This window comes from Streptomyces sparsus (assembly GCF_054776295.1).
The window spans coordinates 1-14,359 of record NZ_BAAHCA010000047.1 but is presented as its reverse complement, the minus strand read 5'-3'; the positions used below and the strand labels follow the sequence as shown (position 1 = coordinate 14,359).

Genomic DNA, 14,359 nt, shown 5'->3' with positions numbered 1-14,359 from the left:
GGCCCGAGCCGGTGACCCGGCCGCCGTCGCGGCGTTCGACCGTGCGGCCCGTGCCCTGGCAGCCGGCATCGCGGCCACGGCCGCACTGGTCGAGATCGACATCGCCGTGGTCGGTGGTGGCGTCGCCCAAGCAGGCGATGTGCTCTTCGCACCACTCGACCACCACCTCCGGCACTACGCGGCGATGCCGTTCCTGCGTGGCCTGCGTGCGGCCCCGGCCGAGTTGGGGCCCGACGCCGGCCTGGTCGGCGCCGCGGCCCTGGCGGAATCCTCGGCACCGCCTGCCGTGAGCCTGCTCGTCGACGACCGCCGGTGAGGTTTCGACTCCGAGCGGTGCCGCATCGGGCGGCCCCACCCCGAACCTCACCTGCCAGACCCGCGGCTCGGGGGGCGCCGGCGCGGCGGGTTCACGGATCACAGCAGGCGCACCAACCTGCGCCCACGCGAACCAGCCGTCTCGCGGGTTCACACCGCTTGCCTACAAGCTATAGGTAAATGCATACTCTCCTTAGGCATACGGAGAGTAGGTGATGGTTATGGTTCGGGCTGGACTGAACCCGGAGCGGCTGACGCTCGCTGGTGCGGATCTCGCCGATGAGGCCGGTTTCGACCAGGTGACGCTGTCCGCGGTCGCCCGGCGCTTCGACGTGAAGCCGGCGAGCCTGTACGCGCACGTGAGGAACTCCCACGACCTCAGGACCCGGATCGCGCTGTTCGCGCTGGAGGAACTCGCCGACCGGGTCGCCGACGCCGTGGCCGGGCGCGCGGGCAAGGACGCCCTGACGGCCTTCGCGAACGCCTACCGGGACTACGCCCGGGCGCATCCCGGCCGGTACGAGGCGGCGCGGTACCGGCTCGACCCGCAGACCGCCGCGGCCAGCGCCGGCGTCCGGCACGCGCAGATGACCCGGGCGATCCTGCGCGGCTACGAGCTGGCCGAACCGGACCAGACGCACGCGGTCCGCATGCTGGGCAGCGTCTTCCACGGCTACGCCTCCCTGGAGGCAGCCGGCGCCTTCGACCACACCGACGTCGCCGCGCAGCAGTCCTGGGCCTGGACCCTGGACTGCCTCGACACCGCTCTGCGGAGCCGGTCCACTCCCTGACCGGTCGTGTCGCCCGCGGCGGCTCTCCCACACCGACCCGACACCCACCCCGGAACAACGAGGCCTGAGGCAATGAGCGCCGAACAGAACCTGATCACCACCCCCGTCACCGCCGACTTCCTGCACGGACACCTCGACGTGGAGGAGACCGCCCACGGCCTGCTGCCGCACCGGCTGCCGGCCCGGGCACGCCGCCAGATCCCCGACGACCTGCTGGCCGTGGCCGAGGCTCAGCCCTCCGGCGTCCGGCTGGCCTTCCGTACGAGCGCCACCACCATCCACCTCGACACCCTGCCGACCAAACGCGCCTACCAGGGCTATCCGCCCCCGCCGGACGGCGTCTACGACCTCCTGGTCGATGGCCGCCTCACCGCCCAGGCCACCGTGGACGGCGGGAACCTGCGCACCATCACCGACATGCGGACCCAGACCGCGGAGCTGACCCCGGGCCCCGCCGGCACCGCCCGCTTCACCGGCCTCCCCGTCGGTGAGAAGGACGTCGAGATCTGGCTCCCGCACGCGGAGATCACCGAGGTCATCGCCCTGCGCACCGACACCCCCGTCGAGCCGGCCCCGAAGACCGGGCGCCGGGTGTGGCTGCACCACGGCAGCTCCATCAGCCACGGATCCAACGCCGTCTTCCCCAGCACCATCTGGCCCGCGCTGGCCGCCTCGGCAGGCGACGTGGAGCTGATCAACCTCGGGTTCGGCGGCAGCGCCCTGGTCGACCCGTTCACCGCCCGCGCGATGCGCGACACCCCCGCGGACCTGATCAGCCTCAAGCTCGGCATCAACGTCGTCAACGGTGACGCCATGCGCCTGCGCGCCTTCGTCCCCGCCGTCCACGGCTTTCTCGACACCATCCGCGAGGGCCACCCCGCGGTCCCCCTGCTCCTGGTCTCCCCCGTCCTGTGTCCGACCCACGAGAACACCCCCGGACCTCTCATGCCGGACCTCTCCGGTGGAAGCCTGAAGTTCAAGGCCACCGGTGATCCCGCCGAGACCGCCGCCGGACGGCTGACGCTCACGATCGTGCGGGACGTCCTGGCCGACATCGTCGAGCAGCGGTCCGCCGAGGACCCCGACCTCCACTACCTCGACGGACTCGACCTGTACGGCGAGAGCGACCACGACGAGTTCCCCCTGCCGGACGGGATCCACCCCGACCCCGAAGGACACCGCCGCATCGGCGAGAACTTCGCCAAGCTCGTCTTCGCCAATGACGGGCCCTTCGCCGTGAAGACCGGCTGACCCGGGGTACCCGTGGCCGGCGGAAGAGGCGTGGGGGCCGGCTCCCCCGTTCCGCACCTGACGGTCTGGCTGATCTCATGGGTCAGGGTCGTCGACCGCGGACTTCACGGCGAGCAAGCGTTCGGCGGGCGACCTGCTCGGCATGGTGCCGGAGCGCCTGGAGGGGTCGGGGCGCGAGTGCCCCGGCAGGAGAGGAGCAGGTTACGATCATGGGGCCGACGATGTCGTTGTTCTGGGCGCGGCAGTCGAGGTCCGCGAGAGCGCCGAGGCCGGCGGCACGACACCGGTGAGCCCCCGCTCACGACGCGGTACCGACAGAAGGGCCTCTTGCCCGAGATCCCGGCCGGACCGCCGGCCGTGGTGCGCGGCGATCACGCCCCGCCCACCGCGTCGATGTCCCGCCCCGCGTCCCTGTCAGCGGTCATGGCATCGACCACATGCCTCAGTTGGGAGCGCACGGTGATGCCCAGCTTGGGAAACGCCCGGTAGAGGTGCGAGCTGACGGTGCGCGGGGAAAGATACAGCCTCTCGGCCACCTCACGGTTGGTCAGTCCGAGTGCCGCCAGCCGCACGATCTGCTGCTGCTGCGGAGTGAGGCCGGCAAAAGCACCCGGTTCCGTGGTGCCGCTCTGGGCCCCGGCAGCCCTGAGTTCGGACTGGGCCCGCGCCACCCAGGGCTGCGCGGCCAGCCGCCGGAAGACGGCCTCGGCGTCGACCAGCGGCGGACGGGCATCGGAGATACGGCGGCGGCGGCGCAGCCACTCCCCGTACGCGAGCAGCGCCTGGCCACGTTCAAAAGGCCGGCGGGTGAGCGCGGGAGTCTCCAGAGCCGCCCTGAAGTGGTGCTCGGCCTCATCGGCGGGGGCGAGCACCGCCCGGCTCAGATGGACCAGCGCGGCCCTGCGCGGCGCCAGCGCGCCGGCGTCCGCCAGGGACCGCTCGACCCCGTCCACGATCCGGGTGGCCTCCTCGCGACGGCCGGCCCGGGCCGCAGCAGCCGCCAGGTCGGGCAACGCCGGGTAGGAGAGGTGGTAGTGCGTGGGGTTGCCCCGGTCGTCGAAGAGCACACGGTAGTGCTGGTGGGCGGTCTCGTGATCGCCTTCCACGGTGGCGGCGGTGCCCAGCGCGCGGTGGGCGAGAGCGAGGACAGAACGGCTCTCCTGCGGGTCGACGAGCGAGAGGGCGTACCGCGCCCGGGCGCGTGCCCCGGCCACGTCACCGCGCAGCGCGCACAGGAGCGCCTCCGTCGCGGCGGCGCAGGCCGCGGCGTGGTCGAGACCGACCGACGACGCGACGGTCGCGAGTTCGGCGCAGGCCATCTGCGCACGGGACCACCGGCCCTGTTCCAGATAGGCGAGGGCGGCCACCCCGCCGAGGCCGTCCGGCAGCGGCCCCTGCGAGGTCCACGAGGCGAAGGCCGCGTCGTATGTACGCGCGGCCAATTCCGTCTCGTCCAGCAGCCAGGGCGCGGCGGCGAGCAGGATCAGCGACTGCGGTTCCTCTCGCGCGGCCGCGGCGAAGGCGGGCAGCCGCAGGGCGAAGCGCGCGTCGGCGGCGTCCGGATGCGCGACGACCCCGGTCCAGGCCGCCAGGAGTGTCTCCCGCTCTCCGAGCCGATGGCCGGGGGGCGCCGAGGCCAGGGGCAGCAGGCGTTCGATCTCGTGCAACTGGGCCGCGTCACCGGAGTAGAAGCGCACCACAGCGGCGGCGGCCAGGGCCTCCAACGCCGCCGCGGGGTCGATGTCGGCAAGGGCGGCGGCAGGGCGCATCAATTGTCCGAAGGCGGCGTTGTGCGAGCTGGTCAGCGTCATGAGCCGGCCGACCTGGAGGGTGGCGAGGGCCGCGGCCGTCGGGTCGCCGGTGCCGGCGCGGGTGCGTGCGGCCAGCCGTTCGACGTAGTCGAGCCGGCCGGTCAGGACCGCCGCACCGGTCGCGGCGGCCAGCAACCGGGTGCTCTCGCCCCGGTCGGGGTGCAGGTCCGCGGCCCGTTCCAGCAGGTGGGCGGCAGCCGCGTAGCCGCTGCGGTGACGTGCCCGGTCCGCGCTGCCTTCGAGTTGGGCCGAGACCGCCGCGCTCAGCCCGGAGGCAGCGGCGGCAAGGTGCCAGGCGTGCCGGTCGGGATCCTGGTCGCCGAACAGCTCGGCCAGCCCGAGGTGCGCCGCGCGCCGCTCCTCGGCGGGGGCCGTGTGGTAGGTCGCGAGGCGGGACAGCGGGTGGTCCCAGCGCAGCCGTCCCCCGCTTCGCCGGACGAGTCCGGCCTCCTCGGCGGGCGCCCACACCGGATCACCTATGTCGGGAAGCCAGGACAGCACGGTGTGCGACGGGTCCTCGTTGTCGACGGTGGCCAGGCGCACCACCGCGCGGCGCGTCTCGGCGGGCAGTGCGGCCAGACGGTCGGCGTAGACCCGTCCCAGCCGTTCGGTGACCGGAAGCGGGCCGTAACTCGTTTGGGACGTGCTGTCGTGGTGGCCGGCGGCCCGGGCCAGTTCCACCAGAGCGAGGGGGTTACCCTCGGCCTGGTCGAGGACGGACGCCCGGGTGAGTCCGGCGGGCACCCGCGGTTGGAGGTCCAGCAGCCGTTCCGCCGCACCGCGGTCGAGGGGCTCCAGGGTGAGGGTCGGTTCCTGGGCGGCCAGCCCGCCCAGCGCCGGGTCCCTGGTGGCGACCAGCAGCGTCACCGGTTCGTCGGCCAGACGACGGGCGACGAAGGAGAGAGCGTCCAGTGAGGCGCGGTCGGCCCACTGCGCGTCGTCCACGACCACCAGCAGCGGGCGCTCAGCGGCGAGGTCCGACAACACAGTGAGGACCGCTGTCCCGATGAGCATTGGTTCCGGCGGCGCCTCGCTTCGCTCCGCCACTCCGAAAGCGACGTGCAGCGCCTCCCGCTGCCTGGAGGGCAGGGCGTCGAGCCGCCCGCGGACCGGACGTAGCAGCTGGTGCAGCCCCGAGAACGCCAGGTGGGTCTCGGACTGGCTGCTGTCGGCCCTGAGTACCCGGCCGCCGTCCGCGGCGAAGCGCGCCACGACCGCCTCCACCAGGGTGGTCTTGCCCGCTCCGAACCCGCCCACCACGGTCAGCAGAGCGTCCGCCGGCCTTCTCGCGGGCTCCGCCGCACGCGGCGCGGTCACCGCCGCGACCAGCCTGTCCAGCTCGGCTCTCCTGACCACGGCGGTGCCGCTGCGACCGCGGGCGGTTGTCACTGTGTACTCGTCCACCGGTTCTCCAGACGTGGCGGGATCTTCCAGGGCTCAACGCCTCCGATCACCGCATCCCGCGCCGCGACGCTACCAGGGCGTTCTCGGTACCTCCCGGACGGCTTCCCGGTGCAGTCACATGACGGACGGCGCCTGCGGTCGGCGCCCCGGGCTCTGCGACCCGCCGTGGGCATGGAGCCCCGTGCCGTCTACTGCTCCCCCACCGCCTCACCCCGGAAGTGCAGTCACGTGTCCGATACCCCCGAGGCACCGCCTGCTCGCAGGCTGGAAGTCGTCCGAACCTTCGAAGGAGAAGCATGTCCCCCCTTGCCTCCCCGTCCTCCGAGACCGGGACGCCGACGGTGAGCACCATCGAACTCGGTGATGTGCGCATCCACCGCGTCATGGAGTACTCCGACACCACTCCGATGACGACGGATGTCTTCTTCCCCGGCAGCAGGCCCGAGGAGTGGCAGCGGCACACCGAGATGCTGGTGCCCCACCACTGGGAACCGGACACCGATCTCACCCGTGCCGCCACCCAGTCCTGGGTACTGCGCAGCGAGGGCAGGATCATCCTGATCGACACCGGCGCGGGTAACGGCAAGTACCGCCCGCTGCAACCGATCTGGTCATACCTGAACACCGACTACCTGGCGAATCTCGCCGCTGTCGGCGTGCGGCCCGAAGACGTCGACATCGTCGTCAACACCCACCTGCACGACGACCACGTCGGTTGGAACACCCGGCTCGAAGGCCGCGACTGGGTCCCCACTTTCCCCAACGCGACCTACCTCATGCCGCAGCGTGACTTCGAGTACTGGAGGCCCGAGAACCTCCACAACACGGTGTTCGGACGGGGCAACCAGAACGTCTACGAGGACAGCGTCGACCCGGTCGTCGAAGCCGGTCTGGTGGAGACCTGGGACGAGTCGTACACCATCGACTCCCACCTCCGCCTCGAACTTGCACCCGGCCACACCCCCGGCGCCTCGATCATCCACCTGGAGTCCGGGGGCGATCGCGCGATCTTCGCCGGCGACCTCCTGCACGGCGCGCTCCAGGTGCACGAGCCGCACATCAACAGCTGCTTCGAAGAGGACGAGGACGGCGCTCGCGCCAGCCGTGCACGCCTGTTCGCGCACGCCGCGGACAACAACGCCCTCGTGCTCCCGGCGCACCTGCCCGGACACGGTGCCTTCGAAATGCGCCGCCGCGGTTCCGGCTTCGAGCTGACCCGCTGGGCGCCGTTCTCCCTCACCTGATCCGACCGCCCGTCCTTCAAGGAGGAACCCCATGTCCACCACGTTGCCCAGGAGCCCGGAGAAGACGCCCGCGGTCCTCGACGTGTCCGGCTACCGCGTCACCCGACGAGCCTGGGTCGCGGCCGATCCAGGGCGCGCGTACGACCTGTTGAGCACCGTGTCGAACATCGGTCGGTGGAGCCCCGACGCGGTCTGCGCCCAGTACGAGGGAGGCGCCGGAGCATGGGCGGGAGCCTGGTTCCGGGGCCGTAACCAGCGCGGGGGCGCGGAGTGGGACAGCCGTTCGCAGGTGCAGGAGGCCGTGCGCGGGGCCGAGTTCACGTACACCGTCCTCGGTTCGGCGCCCGTGCCCGTCGTCCGCTGGCGCTGGACCTTCACCCCCGACGGGCCGGGGGCCCTGCTCACCCAGACGTGGCAGCTGCTCGAGGCGGACCCCGTCCTCGGCTCCACCTACGCGGACCTCGACACCCTGCGGGACGTCACCGCCGGGAGCATGGAGGACACCCTCGTGGCACTGGCCCGCTGGGTATTCGACAACCCGGCGGTCTGAAACCGCAGCGTCGGCTCACCGGCCGACAAGGAAAGTCCGTTGACCGACCGCAAGCTCATCGTCCAAACCGCGCAGGGGCGCGGTCCGCGGCAGCCAGAGCGACGACCGCGCCGTGTTCCTCGGTGTGTCCTACGCCGCGCCTCCCGTCGACGCGCGGGCCGTTGCGCGGCCCCGCGACCGCACGATCTCGGGAGGGGTCCTGAACGCCACGGAATGGGGACCGACCGTGCCGCAGGCGCCGCGCCGCCTCGGCGCACTGGAGATGACGGCCTACTTCGGATCCGGATGGGTGGGGGCCGGACCATCTCACCGTCAACATCTGGACATCCCGAACCACGCGGCCCGGTGCGCCGGTCATGGCGTTCGTGCACGGCGGCGGCTTCGTCGCCGGTTCCAACCGGTCGTCCCTCCACAACGGCAGCCGCTTCGCCCGTGACAGCGTCGTGCTCGTCACCGTGAACCACCGGCTCGGCATCCCCGGGCTTCTCGACCTGTCCGGAGTCCTCCGCAACCGGGGTCTGCTCGGCGTGCTCCAAGCTATGCGCTGGGTGCGGGAGAACGTCGCCGCCTTCGGCGGGGCCCCGGGAACGTCACGCCGTTCGGTCAGTCGGCCGGTGCCACCATCACCGGTGCCCTCCTGACCGATCCCGCGGCGGAGGGACTCGTCACACGCGCGATCGACCAGAGCGGCAACGGACGGGGGCGTCCACGCCCGGGCAGGCGGCACGGGTGACGGCCGGCGCGGCCGGGAATCTGTGGTCGCATCGCACGCCGAGGCGTTCGCGCGGATCACCGACGAACGTCTCGTCGAGATCATGCCGGGCCTGTCGGGGATCGACATGCGTACGGAGACCGCCACTCTGTTCGCCTCCGGCAGCCGCGACCTCGCCGACGCGCATGCCGCACACCCGGAAGCCCGCACCTTCCGCTACGTGTTCACCTGGCGTTCTCCCGCTCTGTCAGGCGCCCTTGCCCACCGGCTCCAGCACCGCGAGCGTCTCGAAGTGGTGCGTCATCGGGAAGGTGTCGCCTTAAGTGACGCCGTGGCAGAGGACCCAGTGCGGGGCGTCGAAGCCCTTTGCTTGGCACAGCCCGATACGCCCGAACCAGCCAATGCGGCCATGTGTGGGTGGCGTTCGACAGCTCGTGGGCAGGGCACGCGCGTGTCCTGCCCTGCGTCGTCGAACGTCAAGAAACGGGGAACCAGGCCGCCAGGCGCTTGGCAATGACCGGTACATCGATGTTGTCCTGCGCGACATCCTCGACGAACGGGCCGGCCATGGAAACGTGTGGCGGGACGCTACTGGCGCTGACACCGTTGAACCGCAGGAAGACGCGCATGGCGAGCCAGGCGGTGCGCTTGTTGCCGTCGATCAACGCGTGATTGCGGGCAACGGAGTGCAGCAGCGCCGCAGCCTTCTCGTGCAACGTGGGATACAACTCGGCGCCGAACACGTTCGTCCGGGGCCTCTCGATCGCCGACACCAGAAGACCCATGTCACGCACGCTGTGCTCGGTACCGTTGACCGTGCGAACGATGGCCAGGATCTCGTCGATCTGGAGGTAGCGCACGTTCGTCACTTCAGGTAGTCCAAAATCTCCGCATCGCTGTCCATCAGCTCGGCCAAAACGTCATCGGCCTTCAGCTCGGCCCGGTTCTGCGCGTCACGGATGGCCTCAATGGCAAGTTCCTGCTTGCTGCGGCCCTCCCGACGAGCCCGCTCGGTGAGCTTCGCGTCAAGGTCATCGGGGAGCCGGAGTGTCATCGCCATACAACCATGATACCTGGCAGGTATCATGGTTGGCGCGTTCGAGCCGCGTCCCCTGAAAACGTGAGGTCCAAGGCACCTGATGAGAAGGTGCAGCAGAGACTTCCGCTGCGAGCGTCATCCGAGCGTCAAGGATCTTCGAACGACCCTCTCAAAGCGTCGCCGATGCAAGCACCTCGCTCACGAATCCGCAGGTCAGCGCGTTATAGAGATCGATCCGCCCGCTCGAGCCGCTACCCGGAGGGAAACAGGTCGAGCGACCCCACCCGAACAACAAAAACGCAGGTCAGGAACCCTTCGTGGCCGGCTCCAGGATGGCGACACACTCCACGTGGTGCGTCATCGGGAAGAGGTCGAAGGCGCGGATGAAGCGGGGCTTGTAACCGGCCTCGGCGAAGTACTTGAGGTCGCGGGCGAGGGCGGCCGGGTCGCAGGCGACGTAGGCGATGCGGCGGGGGCCGAGGGCGGCGAGCTGCTGGACGGTGCGCTTGCCGGCGCCGGCGCGGGGCGGGTCGAGGACGATGATGTCGGCCTCGGTGATGCCGGTGCGGGGCAGGACCTGGTCGACCTTGCCGTGTTCGACGCGTACCCGGTCGAGGTCGGCGAGGTTGTGGCGGGCGTCCTCGACGGCGCGCTTGTCGGACTCGATGCCGAGGACGGCGCCCTCGTCGCCGATGCGGTCGGCGATGGCGCCGGCGAAGAGGCCGACGCCGCAGTACAGGTCGAGGGCCATCTCGCCCTTGCGCGGGGTGAGTCCGCGCATGACGGCGTCGACGAGCATCTCGGCGGCCTGCGGGTGGACCTGCCAGAAGCCGCCGCCGCCTACCCGCCAGGTGCGGCCGTCGGCCCGTTCGCGGACGAAGGGGCGGCCGTGGACGCGGTGGATGGCCTGGTCCTTCTCGCCGACGCGCAGCACGGACACGGGCTGGTCGAGTTCGACGATCGGGAGGCGGCCGCCGGGGCGCGGAGTGAGTACGACCTGGCGGTCGTGGGAGCCGACGGCGGCGATGGCGTCGACGGACGCGATCTGCGGCCAGGCACGCTTCTCGATGCCCAGTTCGGAGATCTCGGGGGCCGCGATCAGGCAGCGGTCGATGGGCTCGACCTCGTGGGAGCGGTGGCGGCGCAGGCCGGCACGGCCGTCCTCGTCGACGGCGTACTGGACGCGGGTGCGCCAGCCGGGGACCTCACCGGCGGGCAGCTTGTCACCGGGGGCGGGTTCGACGGTGCCGTCCCACTTGACGTCCTCGGGGGTGAGGCCGGCGAGGCGGGCGAGCTGCTCGGTGAGCACGTCGGCCTTCAGCCGCCGCTGCGCGCCGGGCTTGGCGTGCTGCCAGTCGCAGCCGCCGCACTTGCCGGGCCCGGCGAACGGGCAGGGCGCCTCGACGCGGTCCTTGGAGGCGTCGAGGATGTCGACGGCGTCGGCCCGCAGGAAGCGGGACTCGGCGTGGCCCTCGGTGACGCGGACGGTGGCGCGCTCGCCGGGCAGCGCGTGCCGGACGAACAGCACGCGGCCCTCGTCGGTACGGGCCACGCAGTGGCCGCCATGGGCGACCGGGCCGATCTCGACCTCGTACTCCTGGCCGACCAGAGATTCGGCGGCGGTTTCGGTCATGCGGGGTGACTCCAGGAGTACGAGGGGCGTGCGGGACGGCAGCCTTCCACTCTACTGCGCCCCGGGCCGCACGCCGACCGCACGCCGGGACGACTCCCCCGGCCACCCACCGGGCCGCATCCGCCTCCTCCGGCGGCCGCCGGGGAAAGTGACGCACAAGCGACGCATGTTGCGGGCCCGCCCAGACGCGCTGATGCTGGCGGGAGATGTCCCGCACCCTGCCCGAGGAGGCCCCGGACGTGGACGGCGAGGGAAAGCGCTGCCTGGTGACCGGCGCCACCGGCTACGTGGGTGGCCGGCTGGTGCCGGAGCTGCTGGCGGCCGGATACCGGGTGCGCTGCCTGGCGCGTACTCCGGCGAAGCTGCGCGACCACCCCTGGGCGGACCGGGTGGAGGTCGCCGAAGGGGACGTCACGGACGCGGACGCGGTGGCCGAGGCGATGCGGGACGTGGACGTGGCGTACTACCTGGTGCACGCCCTGGGCAGCGGTCACGATTTCGAGCGGACCGACGGCCGGGCTGCGCGGATCTTCGGTGAGCGGTGCAGGGCGGCGGGGGTGGGCCGGATCGTGTACCTGGGCGGTCTGACACCCGCGGGGGTGCCGGAGCGTGAGCTGTCGCCGCACCTGCGGTCGCGGGCGGAGGTGGGCCGCATCCTGCTGGACTCCGGGGTGCCGACGGCGGCGCTGCGTGCGGCGGTGATCATCGGTTCCGGTTCGGCGTCCTTCGAGATGCTGCGCTACCTCACCGAGCGGTTGCCGGTGATGGTGACGCCGAGCTGGGTGGGGACGCGGGTGCAGCCGATCGCGATCCGCGACGTGCTGCGGTTGCTGGTGGGCTGCGCGGAGCTGCCGCCCGACGTCAGCCGCGGTTTCGACGTCGGCGGGCCGGACGTGCTGACCTACCGCGACATGATGCACGGCTACGCCCGGGTGGCGGGTCTGCCGCGGCGGGTCATCGTGCCGGTTCCGGTCCTGACGCCGCGGCTGTCGAGCCACTGGATCGGCCTGGTGACACCGGTGCCGCGGACGATCGCCCGGCCGTTGGCGGAGTCGTTGCGGCATGAGGTGGTGTGCACGGAGAACGACATCGAGCGGTACGTGCCGGCCCCGCCGGACGGGGCGCTGGGAGTGCGGCAGGCGCTGGAGCTGGCCCTCCAGCGCATCCGGGACGCGGACGTGGCGACCCGCTGGTCGTCCGCGTCCGTGCCGGGGGCGCCGAGTGATCCGCTGCCCACCGACCCGGACTGGTCGGGCGGCAGCCTGTACCGCGACGACCGGGAGCGCCGGGTGGACGCGCCGCCGGAGGCGCTGTGGCGGGTGGTGGAGGGCATCGGCGGGGAGAACGGCTGGTACTCGTTCCCACTGGCGTGGGCGTTGCGCGGCTGGCTGGACCGGGCGGTGGGCGGTGTCGGGCTGCGGCGGGGACGCCGGGACGCCAGCCGGCTGCGGGTCGGCGACTCGCTGGACTTCTGGCGGGTGGAGGAGATCGACCGGGGCGTGCTGCTGCGGTTGCGGGCGGAGATGCGGTTGCCCGGTCTGGCGTGGCTGGAGCTGCGGGTGTCGCGCGACGGGCAGGGCGGTACGCACTACCGGCAGCGGGCGCTGTTCCACCCGCACGGGCTTGCCGGCCATCTCTACTGGTGGAGTGTGAGCCCGTTCCACGCGCTGGTCTTCGGCGGCATGGCCCGCAACATCGCGTCGGCGGCGGAGCGGACGTCCGCGCGGCGCGGTCCGGCCGGCGTGAGCGCGGACACGAACACGGATGCCGGAGCCGAAGGGGCCGTGGCGGGCGCCGGACGGACGGGGAAGGCCGCCGGTGAGGCAGGGCGCTGAGCCGGTGACCGATCCCGCCGCCCGGGCTGAACCACCGCGCCCGACGTACGGCTTCGCGCCGCACTGCCGCGTACCGGCCGAGTCGGCTCGCCCAGCCCGGTCTGCCGTCCGGCCGGCGTCAGTCGCGCAGCTCGTCGAGTTCCTCGTTGACCGCGGCCAGGAACCGGGCGGCGGCGCTGAGTTCGGCGTCGCTGAAGCGCAGTCGGGCCGCCTCGGTGCCGCCGGCGAGCGGGCGGAAGTACTCGCGTGCCACCTCGCGGCCCCGGCCGGCGTAGCGCAGGTGCACGACCCGGCGGTCACCGGCGTCGCGTTCGCGGCGGATGTGCCCGGCCCGCTCCAGCCGGTCCAGGCAGGCGGTGACGGCTCCGGAGGTGAGGTTCAGCCGTTCCCGCAGCAGACCGGGGGTGACCGGCTCGGCGGGGTCGCTGTCGAGGATCGCGATCAGCGCCTGCACGTCGGTGGTGTGCAGGCCGTGCGCTTGGGCGAACTCCTGGGCGATGCGGTTGAACTCGCTGTTCATCCGGCGGAGCAGCACGGCGAACGACTGGAGGTCCGTCGGGACGTCGGAGGGGCTGCGCGGGGCGTCGCCGCCCCCGTCGTGATCTCTGTCGCGCACTCCCCTACGATATACATGATTCAATCATTGAGATTCTTGCTCGTTGAGTTATGTGTTCCAGTTCGTTGAGCCATGTGACCGCCACCGGCGGTCGCGCGCACTGTTCCAGGGGAGCCGATGACCTCCGCACCACGCCGTATCCGCTGGCTGATCCCCGTTGTGCTGCTGATCGCCTGGCTGGGCGTCGGGGGCGGCCTCGGCCCCTTCGCGGGCAAGCTCGGCGAGGTCTCCACCAACGACCAGGCGGCGTTCCTGCCGCAGAGCGCCGAGTCCACCCGGGTCAGTGAGGCCCTGTCGGACTTCCAGGACGACTCCTCGATCCCCGCCATCGTCATCTGGGTCGCCGAGGACGGTGAGGTCACGGAGGCCCAGCAGGGTGCCGCGACCAGGGCCCTGGCGTCGCTGCGGGACGCCTCGTTCAGCGCCGGCGAGGTGTCGCCCGCGCTGCCCTCCGAGGACGGCGAGGCCCTGCAGGGCGTGGTGCAGCTGGACGGCGACCTCGGCGAGGAGGCGGGGCCCGCGCTGGACGAGCTCCGCGCGGCAGCCGGCGAGGTGCCCGGGACGGAGGTGTACGTCGGCGGGCCGGCCGCCACCCAGGCCGATCTGGGTGAGGCCTTCGCCGGCATCGACGGGCTGCTGCTGGGCGTCGCACTGAGCGTGGTGCTGCTCATCCTGCTGCTGGTGTACCGCAGTGTGCTGCTGCCGCTGGTCATCATCCTGGGGTCGGTGTTCGCCCTCGCGCTGGCGTGCGCGGTGGTCTACGTGCTCGCCGACCGGGACGTGCTGCGGGTCGACGGCCAGGTGCAGGGCATCCTGTTCATCCTGGTCATCGGAGCGGCGACCGACTACGCGCTGCTGCTCACCGCCCGCTTCCGCGAGGAGCTGGCGGTGCCCGGCAGCAACCGCTTCGACGCGATGCTCGCCGCGGTGCGCCGCTCCTTCGGCGCGATCACGGCGAGCGCCGCGACGGTGGCCCTCGGACTGCTGGCGCTGCTGCTGAGCGATCTGACCAACAACCGCGCGCTGGGGCCGGTCGGCGCCATCGGCATCGTCTGCGCGGTGCTGAGCGTGCTCACCTACCTGCCGGCCGCCCTCGTGCTGCTGGGCCGCGCCGCGTACTGGCCGGCCAAACCGAAGCCGGCCGAGGACCCGGGCCGG

At 72.0% G+C, this 14,359-nt stretch carries 13 protein-coding genes and 1 pseudogene; 9 read left to right on the top strand and 5 right to left on the bottom strand.

What is annotated here, in order from left to right:
- The 3 genes from ACYVE9_RS05535 to ACYVE9_RS05525 all read left to right on the top strand — a co-directional run.
- On the top strand, positions 1–316 hold a 316-nt coding region (locus ACYVE9_RS05535; protein ID WP_461026575.1), incomplete at its 5' end, for an ROK family protein.
- Positions 317–536: 220 nt separating this feature from the next.
- Complete coding sequence (locus ACYVE9_RS05530; RefSeq protein WP_461026574.1) at positions 537–1,106, top strand: TetR/AcrR family transcriptional regulator; 570 nt, start codon at positions 537–539, stop codon at positions 1,104–1,106.
- A 72-nt stretch (positions 1,107–1,178) separates the two neighbouring features.
- A complete protein-coding gene (locus ACYVE9_RS05525; RefSeq protein WP_461026573.1) occupies positions 1,179–2,357 on the top strand; it encodes a GDSL-type esterase/lipase family protein in 1,179 nt (392 codons plus the stop codon).
- A gap of 371 nt (positions 2,358–2,728) precedes the next feature.
- Here the strand turns inward: ACYVE9_RS05525 and ACYVE9_RS05520 are convergent, their stop codons facing one another.
- Positions 2,729–5,572 carry a helix-turn-helix transcriptional regulator gene (locus ACYVE9_RS05520; RefSeq protein WP_461026572.1) on the bottom strand — a complete coding sequence of 948 codons (2,844 nt, stop codon included), beginning with the start codon at positions 5,570–5,572 and terminating at the stop codon, positions 2,729–2,731.
- Positions 5,573–5,868: 296 nt separating this feature from the next.
- On the opposite strand from ACYVE9_RS05520, the gene ACYVE9_RS05515 reads away from it, so the two are divergent.
- The 4 genes and pseudogenes from ACYVE9_RS05515 (at position 5,869) to ACYVE9_RS05500 (ending at position 8,595) form a co-directional block, all read left to right on the top strand.
- Positions 5,869–6,816, top strand: a complete 948-nt coding sequence (locus tag ACYVE9_RS05515; protein ID WP_461026571.1) for an MBL fold metallo-hydrolase — start codon at positions 5,869–5,871, stop codon at positions 6,814–6,816.
- Positions 6,817–6,847: 31 nt separating this feature from the next.
- On the top strand, positions 6,848–7,366 hold the full coding sequence (locus tag ACYVE9_RS05510; protein WP_461026570.1) for an SRPBCC family protein: 519 nt from the start codon (positions 6,848–6,850) through the stop codon (positions 7,364–7,366).
- A gap of 356 nt (positions 7,367–7,722) precedes the next feature.
- Positions 7,723–8,099, top strand: a pseudogene (locus ACYVE9_RS05505) (carboxylesterase family protein).
- 22 nt (positions 8,100–8,121) lie between these two features.
- The gene (locus ACYVE9_RS05500; protein WP_461026569.1) at positions 8,122–8,595 is read left to right on the top strand and encodes a hypothetical protein; all 474 of its coding nucleotides are present in this window, start codon (positions 8,122–8,124) and stop codon (positions 8,593–8,595) included.
- Here ACYVE9_RS05500 and ACYVE9_RS05495 read toward each other — a convergent pair.
- From ACYVE9_RS05495 to ACYVE9_RS05485, 3 genes are all read right to left on the bottom strand, one after another.
- Entirely contained in the window at positions 8,555–8,947 is a 393-nt protein-coding gene (locus ACYVE9_RS05495; RefSeq protein WP_461026568.1) for a type II toxin-antitoxin system death-on-curing family toxin, read from the bottom strand. The two genes, ACYVE9_RS05500 and ACYVE9_RS05495, sit on opposite strands and share 41 nt — an antisense overlap.
- Complete coding sequence (locus ACYVE9_RS05490; protein ID WP_388767798.1) at positions 8,944–9,138, bottom strand: ribbon-helix-helix protein, CopG family; 195 nt, start codon at positions 9,136–9,138, stop codon at positions 8,944–8,946. The genes ACYVE9_RS05495 and ACYVE9_RS05490 overlap by 4 nt, the downstream gene beginning before the upstream one ends.
- Positions 9,139–9,421: 283 nt before the next feature.
- The gene (locus ACYVE9_RS05485; protein ID WP_461026567.1) at positions 9,422–10,750 is read right to left on the bottom strand and encodes a class I SAM-dependent RNA methyltransferase; all 1,329 of its coding nucleotides are present in this window, start codon (positions 10,748–10,750) and stop codon (positions 9,422–9,424) included.
- A gap of 206 nt (positions 10,751–10,956) precedes the next feature.
- Between ACYVE9_RS05485 and ACYVE9_RS05480 the strand changes: the two genes are divergently transcribed.
- Positions 10,957–12,585 carry an SDR family oxidoreductase gene (locus tag ACYVE9_RS05480; RefSeq protein WP_461026566.1) on the top strand — a complete coding sequence of 543 codons (1,629 nt, stop codon included), beginning with the start codon at positions 10,957–10,959 and terminating at the stop codon, positions 12,583–12,585.
- Positions 12,586–12,703: 118 nt separating this feature from the next.
- Here ACYVE9_RS05480 and ACYVE9_RS05475 read toward each other — a convergent pair whose 3' ends face one another.
- Positions 12,704–13,105, bottom strand: a complete 402-nt coding sequence (locus ACYVE9_RS05475; protein WP_461026576.1) for a MarR family winged helix-turn-helix transcriptional regulator — start codon at positions 13,103–13,105, stop codon at positions 12,704–12,706.
- A 213-nt stretch (positions 13,106–13,318) separates the two neighbouring features.
- On the opposite strand from ACYVE9_RS05475, the gene ACYVE9_RS05470 reads away from it, so the two are divergent.
- Positions 13,319–14,359, top strand: a 1,041-nt coding sequence (locus tag ACYVE9_RS05470; protein ID WP_461026565.1) for an MMPL family transporter, incomplete at its 3' end; no start/stop codon positions are given.

Bases quoted from the DNA above. Each gene is read 5' to 3' on its own strand.
- ACYVE9_RS05530 (WP_461026574.1), top strand. From the start codon at position 537: ATGGTTCGGGCTGGACTGAACCCGGAGCGGCTGACGCTCGCTGGTGCG.
- ACYVE9_RS05525 (WP_461026573.1), top strand. From the start codon at position 1,179: ATGAGCGCCGAACAGAACCTGATCACCACCCCCGTCACCGCCGACTTC.
- ACYVE9_RS05515 (WP_461026571.1), top strand. From the start codon at position 5,869: ATGTCCCCCCTTGCCTCCCCGTCCTCCGAGACCGGGACGCCGACGGTG.
- ACYVE9_RS05510 (WP_461026570.1), top strand. From the start codon at position 6,848: ATGTCCACCACGTTGCCCAGGAGCCCGGAGAAGACGCCCGCGGTCCTC.
- ACYVE9_RS05490 (WP_388767798.1), bottom strand. From the start codon at position 9,138: ATGGCGATGACACTCCGGCTCCCCGATGACCTTGACGCGAAGCTCACC.
- ACYVE9_RS05485 (WP_461026567.1), bottom strand. From the start codon at position 10,750: ATGACCGAAACCGCCGCCGAATCTCTGGTCGGCCAGGAGTACGAGGTC.
- ACYVE9_RS05480 (WP_461026566.1), top strand. From the start codon at position 10,957: ATGTCCCGCACCCTGCCCGAGGAGGCCCCGGACGTGGACGGCGAGGGA.
- ACYVE9_RS05475 (WP_461026576.1), bottom strand. From the start codon at position 13,105: ATGAACAGCGAGTTCAACCGCATCGCCCAGGAGTTCGCCCAAGCGCAC.